The 18,225-nt window shown below is 69.9% G+C and carries 17 protein-coding genes, 1 pseudogene and 1 riboswitch; of the genes and pseudogenes, 9 read left to right on the top strand and 9 right to left on the bottom strand.

The window, feature by feature from the left end:
* Positions 1-36 precede the first annotated feature (36 nt).
* Positions 37-1,269 (top strand): globin domain-containing protein, encoded by a 1,233-nt coding sequence (locus tag ABZ567_RS13405; protein WP_360788814.1) that lies wholly within the window; start codon positions 37-39, stop codon positions 1,267-1,269.
* Here ABZ567_RS13405 and ABZ567_RS13400 read toward each other — a convergent pair.
* The 5 genes and pseudogenes from ABZ567_RS13400 to ABZ567_RS13380 form a co-directional block, all read right to left on the bottom strand.
* Entirely contained in the window at positions 1,212-1,691 is a 480-nt protein-coding gene (locus tag ABZ567_RS13400; RefSeq protein ID WP_360788116.1) for an NUDIX hydrolase, read from the bottom strand. The two genes, ABZ567_RS13405 and ABZ567_RS13400, sit on opposite strands and share 58 nt — an antisense overlap.
* Positions 1,692-1,726: 35 nt before the next feature.
* Positions 1,727-2,623 (bottom strand): LysR family transcriptional regulator, encoded by an 897-nt coding sequence (locus ABZ567_RS13395; RefSeq protein ID WP_360788114.1) that lies wholly within the window; start codon positions 2,621-2,623, stop codon positions 1,727-1,729.
* A gap of 234 nt (positions 2,624-2,857) precedes the next feature.
* On the bottom strand, positions 2,858-3,997 hold the full coding sequence (locus ABZ567_RS13390; RefSeq protein ID WP_360788111.1) for a cystathionine gamma-lyase: 1,140 nt from the start codon (positions 3,995-3,997) through the stop codon (positions 2,858-2,860).
* Positions 3,994-4,092, bottom strand: a pseudogene (locus ABZ567_RS13385) (low molecular weight phosphotyrosine protein phosphatase); the annotation flags it as partial. The pseudogene ABZ567_RS13385 and the gene ABZ567_RS13390, both read right to left, overlap by 4 nt.
* Positions 4,093-4,128: 36 nt before the next feature.
* Positions 4,129-4,506 (bottom strand): phage holin family protein, encoded by a 378-nt coding sequence (locus tag ABZ567_RS13380; RefSeq protein WP_360788108.1) that lies wholly within the window; start codon positions 4,504-4,506, stop codon positions 4,129-4,131.
* A 51-nt stretch (positions 4,507-4,557) separates the two neighbouring features.
* On the opposite strand from ABZ567_RS13380, the gene ABZ567_RS13375 reads away from it, so the two are divergent.
* The 4 genes from ABZ567_RS13375 (at position 4,558) to ABZ567_RS13360 (ending at position 6,825) form a co-directional block, all read left to right on the top strand.
* Positions 4,558-4,875, top strand: coding sequence for a cupin domain-containing protein (locus ABZ567_RS13375; protein WP_360788105.1), 318 nt, complete (start codon positions 4,558-4,560; stop codon positions 4,873-4,875).
* Positions 4,876-5,017: 142 nt separating this feature from the next.
* Entirely contained in the window at positions 5,018-5,236 is a 219-nt protein-coding gene (locus ABZ567_RS13370; RefSeq protein WP_360788102.1) for a DUF5326 family protein, read from the top strand.
* 237 nt (positions 5,237-5,473) lie between these two features.
* On the top strand, positions 5,474-6,244 hold the full coding sequence (locus ABZ567_RS13365; RefSeq protein ID WP_360788099.1) for a helix-turn-helix domain-containing protein: 771 nt from the start codon (positions 5,474-5,476) through the stop codon (positions 6,242-6,244).
* A gap of 137 nt (positions 6,245-6,381) precedes the next feature.
* Entirely contained in the window at positions 6,382-6,825 is a 444-nt protein-coding gene (locus ABZ567_RS13360; protein ID WP_360788096.1) for an SsgA family sporulation/cell division regulator, read from the top strand.
* Positions 6,826-6,924: 99 nt separating this feature from the next.
* Here the strand turns inward: ABZ567_RS13360 and ABZ567_RS13355 are convergent, their stop codons facing one another.
* Positions 6,925-8,283, bottom strand: coding sequence for a YibE/F family protein (locus tag ABZ567_RS13355; protein WP_360788093.1), 1,359 nt, complete (start codon positions 8,281-8,283; stop codon positions 6,925-6,927).
* 71 nt (positions 8,284-8,354) lie between these two features.
* A riboswitch (TPP riboswitch) is annotated at positions 8,355-8,489 on the top strand.
* Between ABZ567_RS13355 and thiC the strand changes: the two genes are divergently transcribed.
* A complete protein-coding gene (gene thiC / locus ABZ567_RS13350) occupies positions 8,483-10,270 on the top strand; it encodes a phosphomethylpyrimidine synthase ThiC (protein WP_360788090.1) in 1,788 nt (595 codons plus the stop codon). Its footprint overlaps the riboswitch before it by 7 nt.
* 94 nt (positions 10,271-10,364) lie before the next feature.
* On the opposite strand, the gene ABZ567_RS13345 is transcribed toward thiC, so the two are convergent.
* The 3 genes from ABZ567_RS13345 to ABZ567_RS13335 all read right to left on the bottom strand — a co-directional run bounded on the left by ABZ567_RS13345 (position 10,365) and on the right by ABZ567_RS13335 (position 13,992).
* A complete protein-coding gene (locus ABZ567_RS13345; RefSeq protein ID WP_360788087.1) occupies positions 10,365-11,021 on the bottom strand; it encodes a hypothetical protein in 657 nt (218 codons plus the stop codon).
* Between the two features lie 166 nt (positions 11,022-11,187).
* On the bottom strand, positions 11,188-12,636 hold the full coding sequence (locus tag ABZ567_RS13340; RefSeq protein ID WP_360788811.1) for a metallophosphoesterase: 1,449 nt from the start codon (positions 12,634-12,636) through the stop codon (positions 11,188-11,190).
* Positions 12,637-12,885: 249 nt separating this feature from the next.
* Positions 12,886-13,992 (bottom strand): LacI family DNA-binding transcriptional regulator, encoded by a 1,107-nt coding sequence (locus ABZ567_RS13335; protein WP_360788084.1) that lies wholly within the window; start codon positions 13,990-13,992, stop codon positions 12,886-12,888.
* Between the two features lie 392 nt (positions 13,993-14,384).
* Between ABZ567_RS13335 and hisC the strand changes: the two genes are divergently transcribed.
* The 3 genes from hisC (at position 14,385) to cydB (ending at position 18,223) form a co-directional block, all read left to right on the top strand.
* Entirely contained in the window at positions 14,385-15,479 is a 1,095-nt protein-coding gene (hisC, locus tag ABZ567_RS13330; RefSeq protein WP_360788081.1) for a histidinol-phosphate transaminase, read from the top strand.
* 212 nt (positions 15,480-15,691) lie between these two features.
* Positions 15,692-17,200 carry a cytochrome ubiquinol oxidase subunit I gene (locus tag ABZ567_RS13325; RefSeq protein ID WP_360788078.1) on the top strand — a complete coding sequence of 503 codons (1,509 nt, stop codon included), beginning with the start codon at positions 15,692-15,694 and terminating at the stop codon, positions 17,198-17,200.
* A gap of 18 nt (positions 17,201-17,218) precedes the next feature.
* Positions 17,219-18,223, top strand: coding sequence for a cytochrome d ubiquinol oxidase subunit II (gene cydB, locus ABZ567_RS13320; protein ID WP_360788075.1), 1,005 nt, complete (start codon positions 17,219-17,221; stop codon positions 18,221-18,223).
* The last annotated feature ends 2 nt before the right edge of the window (positions 18,224-18,225 follow it).

Below are 18,225 nucleotides of genomic sequence, written 5' to 3'. Positions count from 1 at the left end.
ATCACGGAAGCCGTCCAGCGCGAGGCGAGGCACATGATGGATGCTCCGACCACCACGAAGGCAACGGAGGAGACGGACGAACCCCGAATATCCGGCGAGCCCTCCGCTGACGCGGTACTCGTACGGCGCACCCTGGCGGAGATCGCCCCGGTCGCCGACCGGGTGACCTCGTACTTCTACGCCCTGCTCTTCACCAGGAACCCCGAGCTGCGCGAGATGTTCCCCGTGGCCATGGACACCCAACGGGACCGGCTCCTGAAGGCTCTCCTCACCGCGGCGGAGCACATGGACGACGTCCCCGCGCTCACGGCATACCTGGAGAACCTCGGCCGAGGGCACCGCAAGTACGGCACCCGGTCCATCCACTACCCGGCCGTGGGCGAGGCGCTCATCGGGGCGCTCGTCCGGTACGCGACGACGAGCTGGGACGGGGAGACCGAGGCGGCCTGGGTCCGTACGTATACGACGATCTCCCAGATCATGATCGACGCGGCCGCGGAGGACGAGGTGGCGGCGCCCGCCTGGTGGCATGCCGAGGTGGTCTCCCATGAGCTGCGGACCCCGGACGTCGCTGTCGTCACGCTCCGGCCCGACCAGCCGTACCCCTTCCTCGCGGGGCAGTACACGACGCTGGAGACCCCGTGGTGGCCCCGGATCTGGCGCCACTACTCCTTCGCGTCGGCACCCCGGCCCGACGGACTGCTCTCCCTCCATGTCAAAGCGGTCCCGGCCGGCTGGGTGTCCAACGCCCTGGTCCACCGGGCACGCCCCGGGGACGTGCTGCGTCTGGGCCCGCCGGCCGGCTCCATGACGGTCGACCACGCCACCGACACCGGCCTGCTCTGTGTGGGCGGGGGCACCGGGATCGCGCCGATCAAGGCCCTGGTGGAGGACGTGGCGGAGCACGGGGACCGGCGGCCGGTCGACGTCTTCTACGGGGCGCGCAGCGGTCACGACCTGTACGACATCGACACGATGATGCGGCTCCAGAAGGCTTTTCCCTGGCTCTCCGTCCACCCGGTCACGGAGGAGCAGGGGCGGCTTCCGGAGGCCGTCTGCCGCTACGGCCCCTGGAGCGGGCGCGACGCCTATCTCTCGGGTCCGCTCGGCATGGTCCGTCGCGGAGTGGACGCGCTCCGGGGAGCGGGGATTCCCGTGGAGCGCATCCGGCATGACTTCCTCGCGGAACTCGCCCCGGCGGAGGGTTCCGGTCAGCCGAGGTCGGGGGCGTGCATCGCGCGGACTCCCTCGATGTTGCCGTCGAGGTAGTGGCGCAGGGAGAGCGGCACGAGGTGCACGGCGGCGATGCCGACCCGGCTGAAGGGCACCCGGACGATCTCGTACTCGCCGACCGGTTCCTCCATCTCGGGGCCGTGGCGCAGCGAGGGGTCCATGGAGTCGAGCCGGCAGACGAAGAAGTGCTGGACCTTCACCCCGGAGACCCCGCCGTCGACGATGTGCTCGACGGTGTCGACGAAGCAGGGCACCACGTCGGTGATCTTGGCGCCCAGTTCCTCGTGGACCTCGCGGTGCAGGGCTTCGACGACGGTGGTGTCGGAGGGTTCCACGCCGCCACCGGGCGTGAGCCAGTAGGGATCCATCCCCGGCTTGGTGCGCTTGATGAGGATGAGGTCGTCCCCGTCGAGCAGGATGGCGCGTGCGGTGCGCTTGGTCACGGGCCGTTCGTTCATGGGAAGAAAATGGCCCGTCCCGGGTGTCCTGAAACTCACCAGCCCGCTGCGGCTCGCAGCAGTTCCTCGTGAGCCCGGGCGATCGGCGACAGCGCGAGCGTCCCCGTACGCACGACCAGGAAGTAGGTCCGCAGCGGAGGGACCGGTGGGTCGAGCAGTGCCACGAGCAGGCCCTGCTCCAGCGCCTCCTCGCAGAGGTAGCGAGGCAGGACGGCGAGCCCGGCACCCGAGGCGGCGGAGTCCCGCACCGCCCGCAGATCGGGGGCGATCACGGTGGCGGCGACCGTCGGCTCGGACTCGAAGACGCCGGTCCAGTAGCGGGAGACGAACGGCAGTGACTCGTGCACCTCGACCACGGGGAGCTGTTCGAGGACCGTCGGGCCCTCGCGGAGGAGCGCGTCGGGGGACAGCCGGGCCGCCCAGCGGGGCGCCGCGACCAGGACGTACTCCTCGTCGCAGAGGGGGGTGGAGACGAGCAGGCCACCCCGGGGGCGGGCGGTGGCGACGGCCAGGTCATGGTGGCCCGCGGCGAGGCCGTCCAGGATCTCCTCCGTGTTCGCGAGGAACGACGCCCGTACGGCGAGGCCCTGGCCGACGAGGGGAGTGAGGGCGGGCAGCACACGGAACGCGGTGAACTCCGGGAGCCCTGCGACATGGAGGGTGCGGACGCCGCTCTCCTCGTCGAGGCCGGTCCCGGCGATCTCGACGAGGGCGTCCAGATGCGGAGCGGCCCGGTACGCGAGTTCGTCGCCGATGGTGGTCGGGGTGACTCCGCGGGCCCGCCGGAGGAAGAGCGGGCGCCCGAGTTGTCGTTCGAGGGTGCGGATCTGGCTGGTGACGGCCGGCTGGGAGAGGCCGAGGAGCGCGGCCGCGCGGGTGAACGAGCCGGCCCGGTGCACCGTGACGAACGTGCGCAGCAGGGCCAGGTCCATGTCCGTCCCCTCCCGGCCGGGCGGCCGTTCGACTCAGGCGGTCGGCTGACTGCACCTCAGGAACGTCCAACTATAAATAAGTCGATAGGTCTCTGTCGCTACCGTGATTGGACACTGACGCTCGGTCAACTAGCCTTGCACAGGCGGTCTCCGCGCGTGGAGCGCGGCGTTCCGAGCCACGAGGGGGGAGGCTCGGAGCGCCCCGCTCCGCGTATGCGCGGCCGGGCTCCGGACTCAGCCGGCGGCTCCGGTCTCGTCGAGGGCCCGCAGCACGTCGGCGATCAGGTCCTCCGGGTCCTCGGCGCCGACCGAGAACCGGATGAAGCCCTCAGCGACCGCGTCCCCGCCCCAGCGCCCGCGCCGCTCCGCCGTGGAGCGCACCCCGCCGAAGCTGGTGGCATCGTCCACGAGCCGCAGCTCTTCGAGGAACCGATCGGCCCGCTTCCGGTCCGCGAGCTCGAAGGAGACGACGGACCCGAATCGCCGCATCTGCCCGGCGGCGACCGCGTGCGAGGGGTCGCCGGGCAGTCCGGGGTACCGCAGCCCGGTCACGTCCGCGCGCTCGGCGAGCGTCCGGGCGAGCGCGAGGGCCGTGGAGCACTGGCGGTCGATCCGCAGGTGGAGCGTGGCGAGCGAACGGTGGGCGAGCCAGGCTTCCATGGGACCGGGAATGGCCCCGACGACCTTGCGCCAGCGCCGCACCTCCGCCGCCCGCTCGGGGTCGCGGCAGCTGACGTGGCCGAGCAGGATGTCGCCGTGTCCGGTCATGCCCTTGGTGTCGCTGGCGACGGAGAAGTCCGCGCCCAGCACCAGGGGGCGCTGCCCGAGTGGGGTGGCGAGGGTGTTGTCGACGGCCACGAGTGCCCCCGCCGCATGGGCCTCGCGCACCAGGCGGCGGATGTCGCAGACATCGAGGCCGGGGTTGGACGGGGTCTCGATCCAGAGGAGCCGGGCCCCGTCGAGCACGGCGAGCTGGCCGTCGCCATCGGTCGGCGCGGTGCGGATCTCGATGCCGTACGCCCTCAGCTGCTCGTGCAGCAGGGGCAGGGCCTGATAGCCGTCGGTGGGCAGCACCACCGCGTCGCCCGCCTTCAGCTGCGAGAGGAGGACGGCGGAGATCGCGGCCATGCCCGAGGCGAAGACCAGCGTCTCGATGCCCTCCTCCCCCGGCGCCTCCAGCTCGCCGATGGCCCGCTCCAGATGGGTCCAGGTGGGGTTCTCGTCGCGGCCGTAGGTGTACGGGCCCGTCGGTTCGCCCGGCAGGTGGAAGTGCGCGGCGAAGACCGGCCCCGGCAGCGTCGGCTCGTACTTGACGGGTTCGGGAAGCCCCGCCCGCACGGCACGCGTGCCGTCGCCGTAGTCCTTGTCGGTCACGGTGTCCGCTCCTCGATCTCAAGGCGTACGGCGGCGAGCAGTCCCTCGCTCGCGGCCTCCGCCGTCTCCCCACACTCCTCGAAACCCTCGCGCCCCATGGAGGAGGCCGCGAGGTAGGTCATGGCCCCCACTCAGTCACCGTCGGGGAGGACGACGTTCAGTGCCCACGAGACGACGGAGATGATCAGGCCGCCCAGGACGGCGGTCCAGAAGCCCTCGACGTGGAAGCTGAGGTCGAACTGCTCGGCGAGCCAGGACGTGAGGAGCAGCATCAGGGCGTTGACCACGAGGGTGATCAGGCCGAGCGTCAGGACGAAGAGGGGGAGCGTCAGCAACTTGACGAGCGGCTTGACCAAGAAGTTCACGAGCCCGAAGACCAGGGCGACGAGAATGAGGGTCAGGGCCTTCTTGCCGGTGCTCTCACCGGTCAGGGTGATGTCCTGGAGCAGCCAGATGGCGACTCCCAGGGCGCCCGCGTTGGCGAGCGTCTTGACTACGAAATTCATCATGTGTCTGATCGTGGCAGACACGATCGGGCCGAGGTCAGGGGCGTACGGGCGATGAAGGCATTCCGACTGGACGAACTGGAGGCGGAGCGTGCCGCGAACAAGGGCGCGTACCTCCAGTTCCTGCGGGAGCGGAACATGTCGGTGGGCCTGTACGCGCTCGACGCCGGGGAGCTCGACCCCCAGCAGCCGCACCGTCAGGACGAGGTGTACTTCGTCGTGAGCGGCCGGGCGGCGATCACGGTCGGGACGGAGACGACCCAGGTGGCGCGCGGCAGCGTGGTCTATGTGCCCGCCGGGGTGGAGCACAGGTTCCACCACATCAGCGAGGACCTGCGAGTGATGGTGGTCTTCTCCCCGCCGGAGAGCTGAGGGTCGGGGAGCCCGAACCCCCTAGGGGGCGGATCAGGGGAGAGCGGGGGCCACGACGCCCCCATGGGCCTCTTCCGGCCCCTAGCCTTGAGGTTGTTCGGCGCGGAGTGCGCGGAACGGACTTCGAGAGCGAGGTAGGACGATGGCCGTACAGGAGATTCTCGCGGGGATGCCCTGGTGGGTGAAGTGGGTCGCCATACCGGCGCTCGCCCTGCTCGTCTTCGGCGGGCTGATCACCAGCGTCCTGGCCTTCGTGGTCGGACTGCTGTTCAAGGTGCTGCTCTTCGTGGCCCTCGTCGCCGGACTGATCTACGTCGTAAGGAAGTTCAGCGCCTCCGGCCGCTCGCGTGAGGAGTGGTAGCACAAGCTACTGATCGGTATGGAGGCGACGGAGGGTATTAGCCCGGCCGGGGGAACGCACCGGTCGAAACAGGGCAGGGGCCCAGGGGCTGCCCTTAGAGTGGGATCTCTCCGCCGCTTTGGGGACTACAGGTGTAGATCTCCCTACTGACCAGCGGTTTCCCAGGCCCGGCGGGCGCGCGGGGGCGGCCCCCGCGGGCGGGTGCGATGCATCCGTCGTCACGCCTGGGGGTGACCTTTGGCCACGGCTACGCATACGGCTGCGCCTACCCTGATCGGCTCGGTTCAGCGCGCGCTGAGACTTCTGGAGGCCGTGGCCTCCCATGAGGGCGGCGCGCCGGCCAAGCAGCTCGCCCGTGAGACGGGCCTCCCGCTGCCCACCACGTACCACCTGCTCCGCACCCTGACGCACGAGGGCTATCTGCGCCGTGAGAAGGGTGTGTTCGTGCTGGGGGAGGCCGCCGTCCGGCTGGCCGGCGGCGAAGCCGTGCAGAATCGTCGCATCAAGATCGAAGACTCCCTTGCCCGCTGGCGGGACGAGATCGGTGTGCCGGTGTACTTCGCCCTCTATCGAGAGGGGGAGATCGAGCTCGTCGCCGTCGCCGACACTCCGGCCGCCCCCGCCGTGGAGGAATGGGCCGATTTCCGGCAGACCGCCCACGCCCATGCGATCGGTCAGTGTCTGCTGAGCCAACTCGATGTGAAATCTCGTCAAGACCACCTCGACCGGCATCCGGTGGAAGCCATCACCCCGTTCACTGTGCGTAACCGCCGCATGCTTGTGGAACGTTTGGATGGTTTGGGGCGAATGGAGCCCCTGGTGGAGCGTCAGGAATATGCACTCGGCACGGTCTGTGCCGCGATCCCCATCACCGCGGGCTCCGCGGCGGCCGCAATGGCCATTTCCCTCCCTCTTCACCAGGAAGAACAGTTGCTCCCCGCAGTCGAACGACTACGCACGGAGATCGGACGGCTCTTCAACTCCCTCGCTTTCTCTATCAGTATCTGAAAAATCACTCCTTGTGATCTGCTAGCGCGTACAGCACGATTGCGTCAAGAGGGCACGGGGGATCATTCCTGGCCGTTTCGGTCACAGCTTTCAGCAGCTGTGTTTACACAACTGCTCCATCTACTGCGGGGTACACGATGCGAGAGTCCGTTCAGGCGGAAGTCCTGATGAGCTTCCTCGTCTCCGAGGAGCTCTCCTTCAGGATCCCGGTCGAACTGCGATATGAGACCCGGGATCCCTACGCGGTGCGGATGACCTTCCACCTTCCCGGGGACGCTCCTGTGACCTGGGCGTTCGGCCGGGAACTGCTGCTCGACGGCATCGCCCGGCCGAGCGGGGACGGCGATGTGCACATCGCCCCGACGGAGCCCGAAGGCCTCTCGGACGTCTCCATCCGGCTTCAGGTCGGCGGCGACCGTGCCCTGTTCCGGGCCAGCGCGCCGCCGCTCGTCGCCTTCCTCGACCGTACGGACAAGCTCGTCCCGCTCGGTCAGGAACGGAGCCTCGGCGACTTCGAGGACAACCTGGAGGCCGCTCTCGGCCGGATCCTGGCCGAGGAGAGCGCGGGACCCGCCGCCTGAACCGGCGCCCACCCCCTCGTCCGTCTGCCACCACGCGGCTCGTACGTCGCCCACCACCTCGGGCTCGTACGTCACCCACCATGACGTGGCTCCTACGCCTCACTTGGCGCGGCGGCGCCGTCCGCCCCGTGCCGTCGCGGGCCGGGTCCCCCCGGAAGCCGGTCGGTCGGCGGAGACCACCAGGGCCGCGAGCGCCGTGGTGACCGGCACGGAGGCGACCAGGCCGATCGACCCCACCAGGGTCCGCACGATCTCCTCGGCGACCAGCTCGCTGTTGGCCACCGTCCCCATGCTGCTCTGCGCGATCGAGAAGAGCAGCAGCAGCGGGAGGGCGGCGCCGGCGTAGGCGAGCACAAGCGTGTTCACGACCGAGGCGATGTGGTCGCGTCCGATCCGGATGGCGGCCCGGTACAGGGCGCGCGGCCCCATGCCCGGGTCGGCCTGGTGCAGTTCCCAGACGGCCGAGGTCTGGGTGACCGTCACGTCGTCGAGCACACCGAGCGAACCGATGATGATTCCGGCCAGGAGCAGGCCGGACATGTCGATGCCCGGGTACAGGCCGTGGATCAGACCGGTGTTGTCGTCGGTGTTGCCGCTGAGCGAGGCCCAGCCGATGAAGAGCGAGCCGAGCAGACCGATCAGAAGCAGCGAGATCAGCGTCCCGAGCACCGCGACCGAGGTGCGGGCCGAGAGGCCGTGGCACATGTAGAGGGCGATCAACATGATTGCGCTCGACCCGACCACCGCCACCACCAGCGGATTCGATCCCTCCAGGATCGCCGGCAGGATGAAGAACGTCAGCACCAGGAAGCTCGCGACGAGCGCGATGAGCGCCATTACGCCGCGCATCCGGCCGACGAGCACGACGACGAGGGCGAAGATCCCGGCCAGTACCGCCAACGGCACCTTGCGGTTCACGTCGGTCACCGAATACTGCAGGTCACGCGGGGCGTCGGGAGCGTACGCCACCACCACCCCCTGGCCCCGGTCCAGTTGGCGGGGCGCGTCCGGCTGCACGATCTCGGTGAACCTGCGTCCCTTCTCCGGGCCGCTGACCAGTTCGACGGTCGCCTTCTCGCACTGGCCCTGCTGGGACTCGACGGCCTCGCGCCCCTCCGGGGTGGAGGTGTCACCGGTCGGCGGGACCTGCGCGGCGTTCACGTCCTTGCAGTCGACCTGCTCGACGGCGACGACCCTGCCCTGCTCGGTCTGCCGGTCGAAGCCGACCCCGGTGCGGTCGTGCGCCGGGGCGCCGCCCGGCCACAGCACCGCGAGGCCGACCACGACGGCGGTGGCGAAGGGGATCAGGACGGCGGCGATGACCTTGCGCAGGTGCCGGGACACCGGGGCGGCGGGGCCGTGGCTGTGGCTGTGGCCGTGCCCCTGGCCGTGCCCGTGGGAGGGGCCGGGACCGGGGTCGTGGCCGTGCGGCTCGGGAGTCTGCTCGGGGGAAGTCACCGACCGATCATCGCAAGAACGGCGGGGGCCCACTGTTCAGCACGCCAGGGATGACGCTAGCGTGGTGGCACCTTTGCACACGCGGGAGCTCGGAGCACCGGGCTGAGAGGGCGCTGATCACCGTACGCGCGTACGGGAAGAGGCTGCGCCGACCGCCGAACCTGTTACCGGGTAATGCCGGCGTAGGGAGATCGGTCTCATGACCATTCAGGACGCACGCACGCCTGCCTCCGACCAGGACGGCACCTCTGTCGACGGCGAGCGCACGCCGGGCTGGCACAAGGGGTACGTCCAGGGCTCGCGCCCCGACCTCAGGGTGCCGGTCCGTCAGGTACACCTCACCAACGGCAAGGACGTCACGCTGTACGACACCTCCGGCCCGTACACCGACCCCACCGTCGACACCGACGTACGACGGGGCCTCCCGCCGCTGCGCGAGAACTGGATCATCGGCCGCGGCGACACCGAGGAGTACGCGGGCCGCCCGGCCCGCCCCGAGGACGACGGCATCAAGCACACCTCACCGCGCGGCGGCGGGCTCAAGAACCTCGACGCCGTCTTCCCCGGCCGCCCGCGCCTGCCGCGCCGGGGCCGTGACGGCCGGGCGGTGACGCAGCTCGCGTACGCCCGCCGGGGCGAGATCAGCCCGGAGATGGAATACGTGGCGATCCGGGAGAACGTCTCCCCCGAGGTCGTACGGGACGAGATCGCCGCGGGTCGCGCGGTGCTCCCGGCGAACGTCAACCACCCCGAGATCGAGCCGATGATCATCGGCAAGCGGTTCCTGGTGAAGGTCAACGCCAACATCGGCAACTCCGCCGTCACCTCCTCCATCGAGGAGGAGGTGGAGAAGATGACCTGGGCGACCAAGTGGGGCGCCGACACGGTCATGGACCTGTCCACCGGCCGCAACATCCACACCACCCGCGAATGGGTCCTGCGCAACTCCCCCGTCCCCATCGGCACCGTGCCGCTCTACCAGGCCCTGGAGAAGGTCGACGGCCGGGCCGAGGAGCTGACCTGGGAGATCTACAAGGACACGGTCATCGAGCAGGCCGAGCAGGGCGTGGACTACATGACCGTGCACGCCGGCGTACTCCTGCCGTACGTGCCGCTCACCGCGCGCCGCAAGACCGGCATCGTCTCGCGCGGCGGCTCGATCATGGCCGCCTGGTGTCTCGCGCACCACAAGGAGAACTTCCTCTACACGAACTTCGAGGAGCTCTGCGAGATCCTGGCGGCGTACGACGTCACGTACTCACTCGGCGACGGGCTGCGCCCCGGTTCGATCGCGGACGCCAACGACGAGGCGCAGTTCGCGGAGCTGCGTACGCTCGGCGAGCTGAACACGATCGCCAAGCGCCACAACGTGCAGACGATGATCGAGGGCCCCGGGCACGTCCCGATGCACAAGATCAAGGAGAACATCGACCTCCAGCAGGAGATCTGCGAGGAGGCGCCGTTCTACACGCTCGGCCCGCTGACGACGGATGTGGCGCCCGCGTACGACCACATCACCTCCGGCATCGGCGCGGCGATGATCGCCTGGTGGGGGACGGCGATGCTCTGCTACGTCACGCCCAAGGAGCACCTGGGCCTGCCGAACAGGGACGACGTGAAGACGGGTGTCATCACGTACAAGATCGCGGCTCACGCGGCGGACCTCGCGAAGGGGCACCCGGGCGCGCAGGAGTGGGACGACGCGCTCTCGGACGCGCGGTTCGAGTTCCGCTGGGAGGACCAGTTCAACTTGGCGCTCGACCCGGACACCGCGCGGGAGTTCCACGACGAGACGCTGCCGGCGGAGCCCGCGAAGACCGCGCACTTCTGCTCGATGTGCGGTCCGAAGTTCTGTTCCATGAAGATCTCGCATGACATCCGTCGTGAGCACGGCGGTACGCAGCAGGAGATCGAGGCCGGCATGGCGGAGAAGTCCAAGGAGTTCGCCGCGAGTGGTAATCGCGTCTACCTGCCGCTGGCGGACTGACGCCTTCCGGGTCCTGTCCTGACCCTTCCGGCGCATGATCCGGCCCGCGACCCCGGGGGAGTCGCGGGCCGGTGGCGTGCCGGGGAGGGGTGGCCTACTGGTTGACGGGCGGGCCGGGGGACGGGCCTGTGGGCGGGGCGGTGGCGGCGAGGACGTCGCGGAGGAAGGGGAGGATGCCGCGCTCGAGAAGGGCGCGGCGCCAGGCCTCCCGGGCGCGGGACAGCTCGTCGTCCGGCGCGGCGCCCGTGCTGACCTCGGCCGGACTGTTGCGCAGGGCCGTGACGAGGAGCCCGGCGGCCGCGCAGAGCAGTCCGGCCGCGGCCACGGCGCCGAAGACCAGGCCGGCGGTCAGCAGCGTCGCCCCGAACACCAGCGAGGGGGCGAGGGCCCGCAGGACCGCGCCGACCAGCAGGAGTATGACGGCGGCCGCCCCGGCGAGGACGGGCACCAGGACGGTGAAGATCGCGACGACGCCCGCGCCGGGGCCGGGACGGTCGGAAGGGACCGGTGGCCGGGCCCCGAGCGCGGCGCGGTTCTGCTCGCGGACCTTCACGAAGTGGTCGTACTCGCTCGCCGCCGCGCTGGTGACCAGCGACGTCGCGTTCAGCGTCAGGGCGCGCAGTTGCGCGAGCGTGAGCCTGGTCCCGGCCCCGGCGAGGTCCGGGCGTGCGTGGGCGGTGCTGAGTGCGTCGTCGAGGATCCGCTCGTACTCGGCGCGGTCCTCGGTCAGCAGGTGCGGAGCCACGTTCATGTGCGTCCCCCGATGCTCCGTCGGCCCGGATCAGCCGTGGAACACGGTGGGTCGGGCGGAAACGGAGGAGAGCCTGCTACGGATGCACCTGATGGTAGGACGGGGGTGCCACACGCTGACAGGGTGTTTCCGGAATTCGCCTTTCGCGGATGCGCAGGGTGATGCCTCAGCGGTCCAGGGGGAGCTGGACGACCAGGAGCTTTCCGGCCATGGTCACTCCGCCGTCCATGGCGATCGCCAGACCGCCCGCGTACACGTGCGGACCGTCGACGACCGGGCCGGCGCTGCCCTCGCCGTCCTCCGTGCCGACCTGGCCGAGGAGGTACGGGATCGGGCTGTGGCCGTGGACGATCCGGCGACCGCCGTAGGTGGAGAGCAGTTCCTGGACGGCCTGCGGGCCGCCTTCGTCGCGGAAGGCGAAGCGCTTGGTGAACTTGCGGAAGACGTCCCAGACCTCGTCGGCGTCGTTGCGGTTGAGGATCTCGTGGACCGTGTCGTTGACGTCCTCGATGGTCTCGCCGTATTCGAGGTACGCGGTGGTGTCGGAGTGCAGCAGGAGGTGGTCGTCCTCGCGCACGACGGCGTCGAGCCGGGACATCCACTGGAGGTGGACGTCCTGGAGCCGGTCCATGTCGTGCTTCTGGCCGCCGTTGAGCAGCCAGGCGGCCTGGAAGGTCGCGGTGCCGGCGCCGGAGTTCACTGGCGTGTCGCCGAAGCGCTTGGCGCCGATGAGCAGCAGCTCGTGGTTGCCCATGAGGGCCTTGCAGTAGCCGCCGGCGGCGGCGGCCTCGGCGGAGAGCCGCATGACGAGGTCGATGACGCCGATGCCGTCGGGGCCGCGGTCGGTGAAGTCGCCGAGGAACCAGAGCCGGGCGTTGCCCGCGGCCCAGCCGCCGTTCTCGTCGATGAGGCCCTGGGCGTGCAGGGCGGCGACGAGCTCGTCGAGATAGCCGTGGACGTCACCGACGACGAAGAGCGGGCCGGGTCCCTCGCCGCCCGCGGGGGCGGGCTCGCCGGCGGGGGCGGACTCGGGGGGGACCGGGACCTGGACGGTGTCGCCGCGGTTGATGACCGGGAGGTCGCGCTCGGTCGGCGTGTAGCCCTCGGGCATCGCCTCGTCGGGGAAGGCGTTGCCGGGGTGGCCGGTGGCGACGGAGACGATGGAGGAACCGGCCGCGGTGGCGTACGCGGGGGCGGCACGGCGTCCCAGATGGAGGGTCGGCTCGGCGGGCATGGGCGCGGTGGGCGCGGGTGCGGGCGGTGCCTGCGGAGGCGCGGGCGCGGCGGCGGGTGCGGGTGCCGGCGCGGTCGGCGGTGAGGCGGGATCGGGCCCTGGCGGCGCGGGCTGCGGCGCGGGGGCCGTCCCCGCTGCGGTGGCCGGGCGCGTGGCCTCGGCCGGCGCGGGCGCGTGGGGGCTCCCGGACGGCGGGGGCGGTGCGGGCGCGGCGGGGCTCCCGGCCGGCGCGGGTGCCGGCTGGGCGTCCGTCGCTGTCGGTTCGGTGGCATGGCCCTGTACGGGCACCCGGGCGTACGGCGGTACGCGGAAGTCACGCAATGTCGCCGTGCGCACCACGGGCTCCTGCCCGGCCCCCTGAGTCATGGACCCCTCCACCACCGTCGCGATGCCCTGCACATCGCGGACCGACCTGGTCGGGGAGGTCCGCGGTGTCGTGCGCCCATCATAGGAATGAGGTTCCTCCTGTGTGACGCACCAGGGGTGGTGAATCCGGGTCCACTCCGGGTTCATCGGTTGTTTCGCCCGAATTGAGAAGGTCCAGTCCAGGGTTGAGGCCGGTTCGGTGGCCGGTTTCGCCGTCCCCGCCCACGGGCAGGGACGGGGACGGCGGAATCGGAGGGGCGGGATTCAGTCTTTCGCCGGTGAGCGCGGAGGACTGACCGTGGTGCGGGGCGGACGGCGCTGCGAGGAGGTGCGGACGATGAGTTCGGTCGGTATCACCTGCTCGACCGGGCCGTCGGCGTCGGTCCCCTCGATGGCGTCGATGAGGAGTTGCACGACGGCCGTGCCGATCCGGCGGGGCTTGAGCGAGAGGGTCGTGATGGGCGGTTCGGTGGTGGCGTAGACGGTCGACTCGCTGCAGCAGACCAGCAGCAGGTCGTCCGGGACGCGCAGTCCGTAGCGGCGTGCGGCCGCGAGGAGATCGGTTCCGTTGGGGTCGAAGAGGCCGTAGACGGCGTCGGGCCGGTCGGGTCGGGCGAGCAGCCGGTCGGCCGCGACGGCGCCCGCGCACGGATCGTGCGCCGGGTAGGCCTCGTAGACGGGGTCCTGGCCCACGCGCTCGCACCAGTTGAGGTAGGCGGTGGTGGACAGGCGGGTGTAGGTGTCGGTGGTGGTTCCGGTGAGGAGTCCGATGCGGCGGGCGCCGGCGTCGGCGAGATGGTCGAGGAGGTCGAGGACGGCGGCTTCGTGGTCGTTGTCGACCCAGGCGGTCACCGGGAGGGTGCCGGCGGGGCGTCCGTCCGAGACGACGGGCAGGCCCTGGCGGACCAGTTCGGTGACGACCGGGTCGTGGTCGGAGGGGTCGATGACGACGGTGCCGTCGAGGGCGACGTTCGACCAGACGTCATGGCGGGAGGTGGCGGGGAGGATGACCAGGGCGTAGCCCCGGGCGAGCGCCGCCGATGTGGCTGCTCTGGCCATCTCCGCGAAGTACGCGAATTCGGTGAAGGTGAAAGGTTCATCCCCGTACGTGGTCACGGTCAGGCCGATGAGTCCCGACTTCCCGGTGCGGAGCGTGCGGGCCGCCGCGGACGGGCGGTAGCCCAGCCGGTCGGCGACCTCGCGCACGTGCCGGCGGGTGGCGTCGGGGAGTCGGCCCTTGCCGTTGAGCGCGTCGGAGACTGTCGTGATGGAGACCCCGGCGGCGGCGGCCACGTCCCGGATGCCCGCCCGGCCCTGCCGGCTTCCCCGGGTCTGTGCCCGGCTCACCTGGTGCTTCCCTGCTGCTGTCATGGCGAGCCGATAGTAGGGCGATGAGGGGCGGTTGAGGCGGCCGCATATGCACGCGTTGACAGTCACGTTTCTGCATGATCGAAAGAGGTCAATCGGCAGGGAATCCAAGGCAGTTGTGGTTCTTCGCATGGGACCTGTGGTTGCCGAACGGCGTAGGCCTGGCGTGGGGGCGAGGTCTCGAAGAGGTCTCAACTCACCTCTACGGGGGATGCGCGCCACGGCGCTCGCCACCCGCGCGCGCCACCCCGATGCGCGCTCCCCCCTCTTCGGGCCGCTCGGGGCGGCCGTGTCCGCAGCGTGTCCGTCCTGTTGTCCGCAGCCCATTCGCAGCGGGGGTGAATCCTCTTAAGGTGAGGAGCATTGGCGGTACGGACGGTCGAGGAGGCCACACAGTGAGCGAGACCAGCGGGACGAGTACGGGCGGCCCCAAGCTGCGCGCCGAGCTGGACGGCGTCCCCACCTACAAGCCGGGCAGGCCGGCGGCGGGCGGCACCGTGGCCTTCAAGCTGTCCTCCAACGAGAATCCGTACCCGCCGCTGCCGGGGGTCATGGAGAGCACGCTGGCCGCCGCCGCGAACTTCAACCGCTACCCCGACATGGCCTGCACGGGTCTGATGGAAGAGCTGGCCGACCGCTTCGGCGTGCCGGTCTCGCACCTGGCCACGGGCACCGGCTCGGTCGGCGTCGCCCAGTCGCTGCTCCAGGCGACCTCGGGCCCCGGCGACGAGGTCATCTACGCCTGGCGTTCCTTCGAGGCGTACCCGATCATCACGCAGATCAGCGGGGCCACCTCGGTGCAGGTGCCGCTGACCGACGGCGAGGTGCACGACCTCGACGCGATGGCCGAGGCGATCACCGACCGGACCCGGCTGATCTTCGTCTGCAACCCCAACAACCCCACGGGCACCGCGGTGCGCCGGGCCGAGCTCGAGCGCTTCCTCGACCGGGTGCCCTCCGACGTCCTGGTGGTGATCGACGAGGCGTACCGCGAGTTCGTCCGTGATGCCGAGATCCCCGACGGCATCGAGCTGTACCGCGACCGTCCGAACGTCGCCGTGCTGCGGACCTTCTCCAAGGCGTACGGCCTGGCGGGGCTGCGGGTCGGCTTCGCGGTCGCCCACGAGCCGGTGGCGGCCGCGCTGCGCAAGACGGCGGTGCCGTTCGGAGTGAGCCAGCTGGCGCAGGACGCGGCGGTGGCCTCGCTGCGGGCCGAGGACGAGCTGCTCGGCCGGGTCGGCTCGCTGGTGGCCGAGCGCGAGCGGGTCCGCGCGGGGCTCGTGGCCCAGGGCTGGACCGTGCCGGACACCCAGGCCAACTTCGTCTGGCTGCGGCTCGGCGAGCGGACGGTGGACTTCGCGGCGGAGTGCGAGCGGCACGGTGTGACGGTCCGGCCGTTCGCCGGCGAGGGCGTGCGCGTCACGATCGGTGAGACCGAGGCGAACGACCTGTTCCTCAAGGCGGCGGAGGGCTTCCGCGAGGAGAGCTGACCGGCCCCCTGTCGTCGTGCCCGATCCCCGCGAGCGCTCTGCTTGTGGGGATCGTCTCTTTGTGGGACCCCGGGACACCATACGGATTTCGTATGAGCCATAATAGCTTGTGAATGTGAACGCGTTCACAAGCGCTCTGCTTTCTCCCCTTATGGGTGGGATCAACGGGGCGAACTGCCGATGTGACCGCGGCGATGTAAGGAGAGAACGACGTGGACCTCGCTCTGGCGCCAGAGACGTTGGCGCGCTGGCAGTTCGGCATCACCACCGTCTACCACTTCCTCTTCGTCCCCCTGACGATCTCCCTCGCCGCGCTCACCGCCGGGCTCCAGACGGCCTGGGTGCGGACGGAGGACGAGAAGTACCTCAAGGCGACGAAGTTCTGGGGCAAGCTCTTCCTGATCAACATCGCCATGGGTGTCGTCACGGGCATCGTGCAGGAGTTCCAGTTCGGTATGAACTGGTCCGACTACTCCCGGTTCGTCGGTGACATCTTCGGCGCACCGCTCGCCTTCGAGGCGCTCATCGCCTTCTTCTTCGAGTCGACCTTCATCGGTCTGTGGATCTTCGGCTGGGACAAGCTGCCGAAGCGCATCCATCTCGCCTGCATATGGATGGTGTCGATCGGCACCATCCTCTCCGCGTACTTCATCCTCGCGGCCAACTCCTGGATGCAGCACCCGGTGGGCTACCGCATCAACGAGGAACGCGGCCGGGCGGAGCTCACCGACTTCTGGCAGGTGCTCACGCAGAACACCGCCCTCACCCAGTTCTTCCACACCATGACGGCGGCCTTCCTGGTCGGCGGCGCGTTCATGGTCGGCATCTCCGCCTTCCACCTGGCCCGCAAGAAGCACATCCCGGTGATGCGGACCTCGCTGCGGCTCGGCCTGATCACCCTGATCATCGCCGGCCTCTCCACCGCCATCAGCGGTGACATGCTCGGCAAGGTCATGTTCAAGCAGCAGCCGATGAAGATGGCCGCCGCCGAGGCACTCTGGGACGGCGAGGCACCCGCGCCGTTCTCGATCTTCGCCTACGGCGACGTCGAGAAGGGCCACAACAAGGTCGCCATCGAGGTCCCCGGCATCCTGTCCTACCTCGCCAACGGCGACTTCGACTCGCACGTCCCCGGCATCAACGACATCAACAAGGCCGAACAGGAGAGGTTCGGGCCCGGCGACTACCGGCCCAACATCCCCGTCGCCTACTGGGGCTTCCGCTGGATGATCGGCTTCGGCATGGCCTCCCTGACCCTCGGGATGCTCGGCCTGTGGCTGACCCGGAAGAAGTTCCTGCTGGCCCCTGGCCTGAGGACCGGTGAGGACGAGGTGCCGAACCTGGTCCTGTTCAAGCGGAAGGCGCTCAGCCCCCGCCTGGGCAAGTGGTACTGGATCATCGCCCTCTGGACCATGGCGTTCCCGCTCATCGCCAACTCCTGGGGCTGGATCTTCACCGAGATGGGCCGTCAGCCCTGGGTCGTCTACGGCGTACTGCGCACCCGGGACGCGGTCTCGCCCGGCACCACGACGGCCGAGGTGCTCACCTCGATGATCGTCTTCACCGCGCTCTACGCGGTCCTCGCCGTCATCGAGGTCAAGCTCCTCGTGAAGTACGTCAAGGCGGGACCGCCCGAGCTCACCGAGGACGACCTCAACCCGCCCACCAAGATCGGCGGGGACTCTCGGGACCCCGACCGCCCCATGGCCTTCTCGTACTGAGGCTGAGGAGATCGAGGCATGGAACTCCACGACGTCTGGTTCGTACTCATCGCCGTCCTCTGGATCGGCTACTTCTTCCTCGAGGGCTTCGACTTCGGGGTCGGCGTCCTGACCAAGCTGCTCGCCCGCGACCGGGCCGAGAAGCGGGTCCTCATCAACACCATCGGACCCGTCTGGGACGGCAACGAGGTGTGGCTGCTCACCGCGGGCGGCGCGACCTTCGCCGCGTTCCCCGAGTGGTACGCGACCCTCTTCTCCGGCTTCTACCTGCCGCTGCTGATCATCCTGGTCTGTCTGATCATCCGGGGTGTCGCCTTCGAGTACCGGGTGAAGCGACCCGAGGAGAACTGGCAGCGCAACTGGGAACAGGCGATCTTCTGGACCTCCCTGATCCCCGCGTTCCTCTGGGGTGTGGCCTTCGGCAACATCGTCCGGGGCGTGAAGATCGACGCGGACATGGAGTACGTGGGCGGTTTCTGGGAGTTGCTCAACCCGTACGCGCTCCTCGGCGGCCTGGTCACCCTGACCCTCTTCACCTTCCACGGCGCGGTCTTCGCCTCGCTCAAGACGGTCGGTGACATCCGGGTCAGGGCACGGGCGCTCGCGCTCAAGCTCGGTGTGGTCACGGCGGTGTTCGCGCTGGGCTTCCTGATCTGGACCCAGGTCCATACCGGGGACAGTTGGAGCCTCGGGGCGATGCTGGTCGCCGTGGCGGCCCTGGTCGGTGCGATCGGCGCGATCAAGGCGGGCCGCGAGGGCTGGTCGTTCGCGCTCTCGGGCGTGACCATCGCCGCCGCCGTGGCGATGCTCTTCCTCGCGCTCTTCCCGGACGTCATGCCGTCGTCGCTCGACCCCGCGTGGAGCCTCACCGTGACGAACGCGTCGTCGAGCCCGTACACGCTCAAGATCATGACCTGGTGCGCGGCCATCGCGACCCCGCTGGTGCTGCTCTACCAGAGCTGGACCTACTGGGTTTTCCGCAAGCGGATCGGGACGCAGCACATCGCTGCCGACGCCCACTAGTC

This window comes from Streptomyces sp. NPDC016459, assembly GCF_040632845.1.
Classification (GTDB): Bacteria; Actinomycetota; Actinomycetes; order Streptomycetales; family Streptomycetaceae; genus Streptomyces.
The sequence above is the reverse complement of the archived record's forward strand: the minus strand, read 5'-3'. Positions and strand labels throughout refer to the sequence as shown.

Bases quoted from the DNA above. Each gene is read 5' to 3' on its own strand.
- thiC (WP_360788090.1), top strand. From the start codon at position 8,483: ATGACCATTCAGGACGCACGCACGCCTGCCTCCGACCAGGACGGCACC.
- ABZ567_RS13380 (WP_360788108.1), bottom strand. From the start codon at position 4,506: ATGATGAATTTCGTAGTCAAGACGCTCGCCAACGCGGGCGCCCTGGGA.
- ABZ567_RS13375 (WP_360788105.1), top strand. From the start codon at position 4,558: ATGAAGGCATTCCGACTGGACGAACTGGAGGCGGAGCGTGCCGCGAAC.
- ABZ567_RS13405 (WP_360788814.1), top strand. From the start codon at position 37: ATGGATGCTCCGACCACCACGAAGGCAACGGAGGAGACGGACGAACCC.
- ABZ567_RS13345 (WP_360788087.1), bottom strand. From the start codon at position 11,021: ATGAACGTGGCTCCGCACCTGCTGACCGAGGACCGCGCCGAGTACGAG.
- ABZ567_RS13360 (WP_360788096.1), top strand. From the start codon at position 6,382: ATGCGAGAGTCCGTTCAGGCGGAAGTCCTGATGAGCTTCCTCGTCTCC.
- cydB (WP_360788075.1), top strand. From the start codon at position 17,219: ATGGAACTCCACGACGTCTGGTTCGTACTCATCGCCGTCCTCTGGATC.
- ABZ567_RS13370 (WP_360788102.1), top strand. From the start codon at position 5,018: ATGGCCGTACAGGAGATTCTCGCGGGGATGCCCTGGTGGGTGAAGTGG.
- ABZ567_RS13335 (WP_360788084.1), bottom strand. From the start codon at position 13,992: ATGACAGCAGCAGGGAAGCACCAGGTGAGCCGGGCACAGACCCGGGGA.
- ABZ567_RS13400 (WP_360788116.1), bottom strand. From the start codon at position 1,691: ATGAACGAACGGCCCGTGACCAAGCGCACCGCACGCGCCATCCTGCTC.
- ABZ567_RS13395 (WP_360788114.1), bottom strand. From the start codon at position 2,623: ATGGACCTGGCCCTGCTGCGCACGTTCGTCACGGTGCACCGGGCCGGC.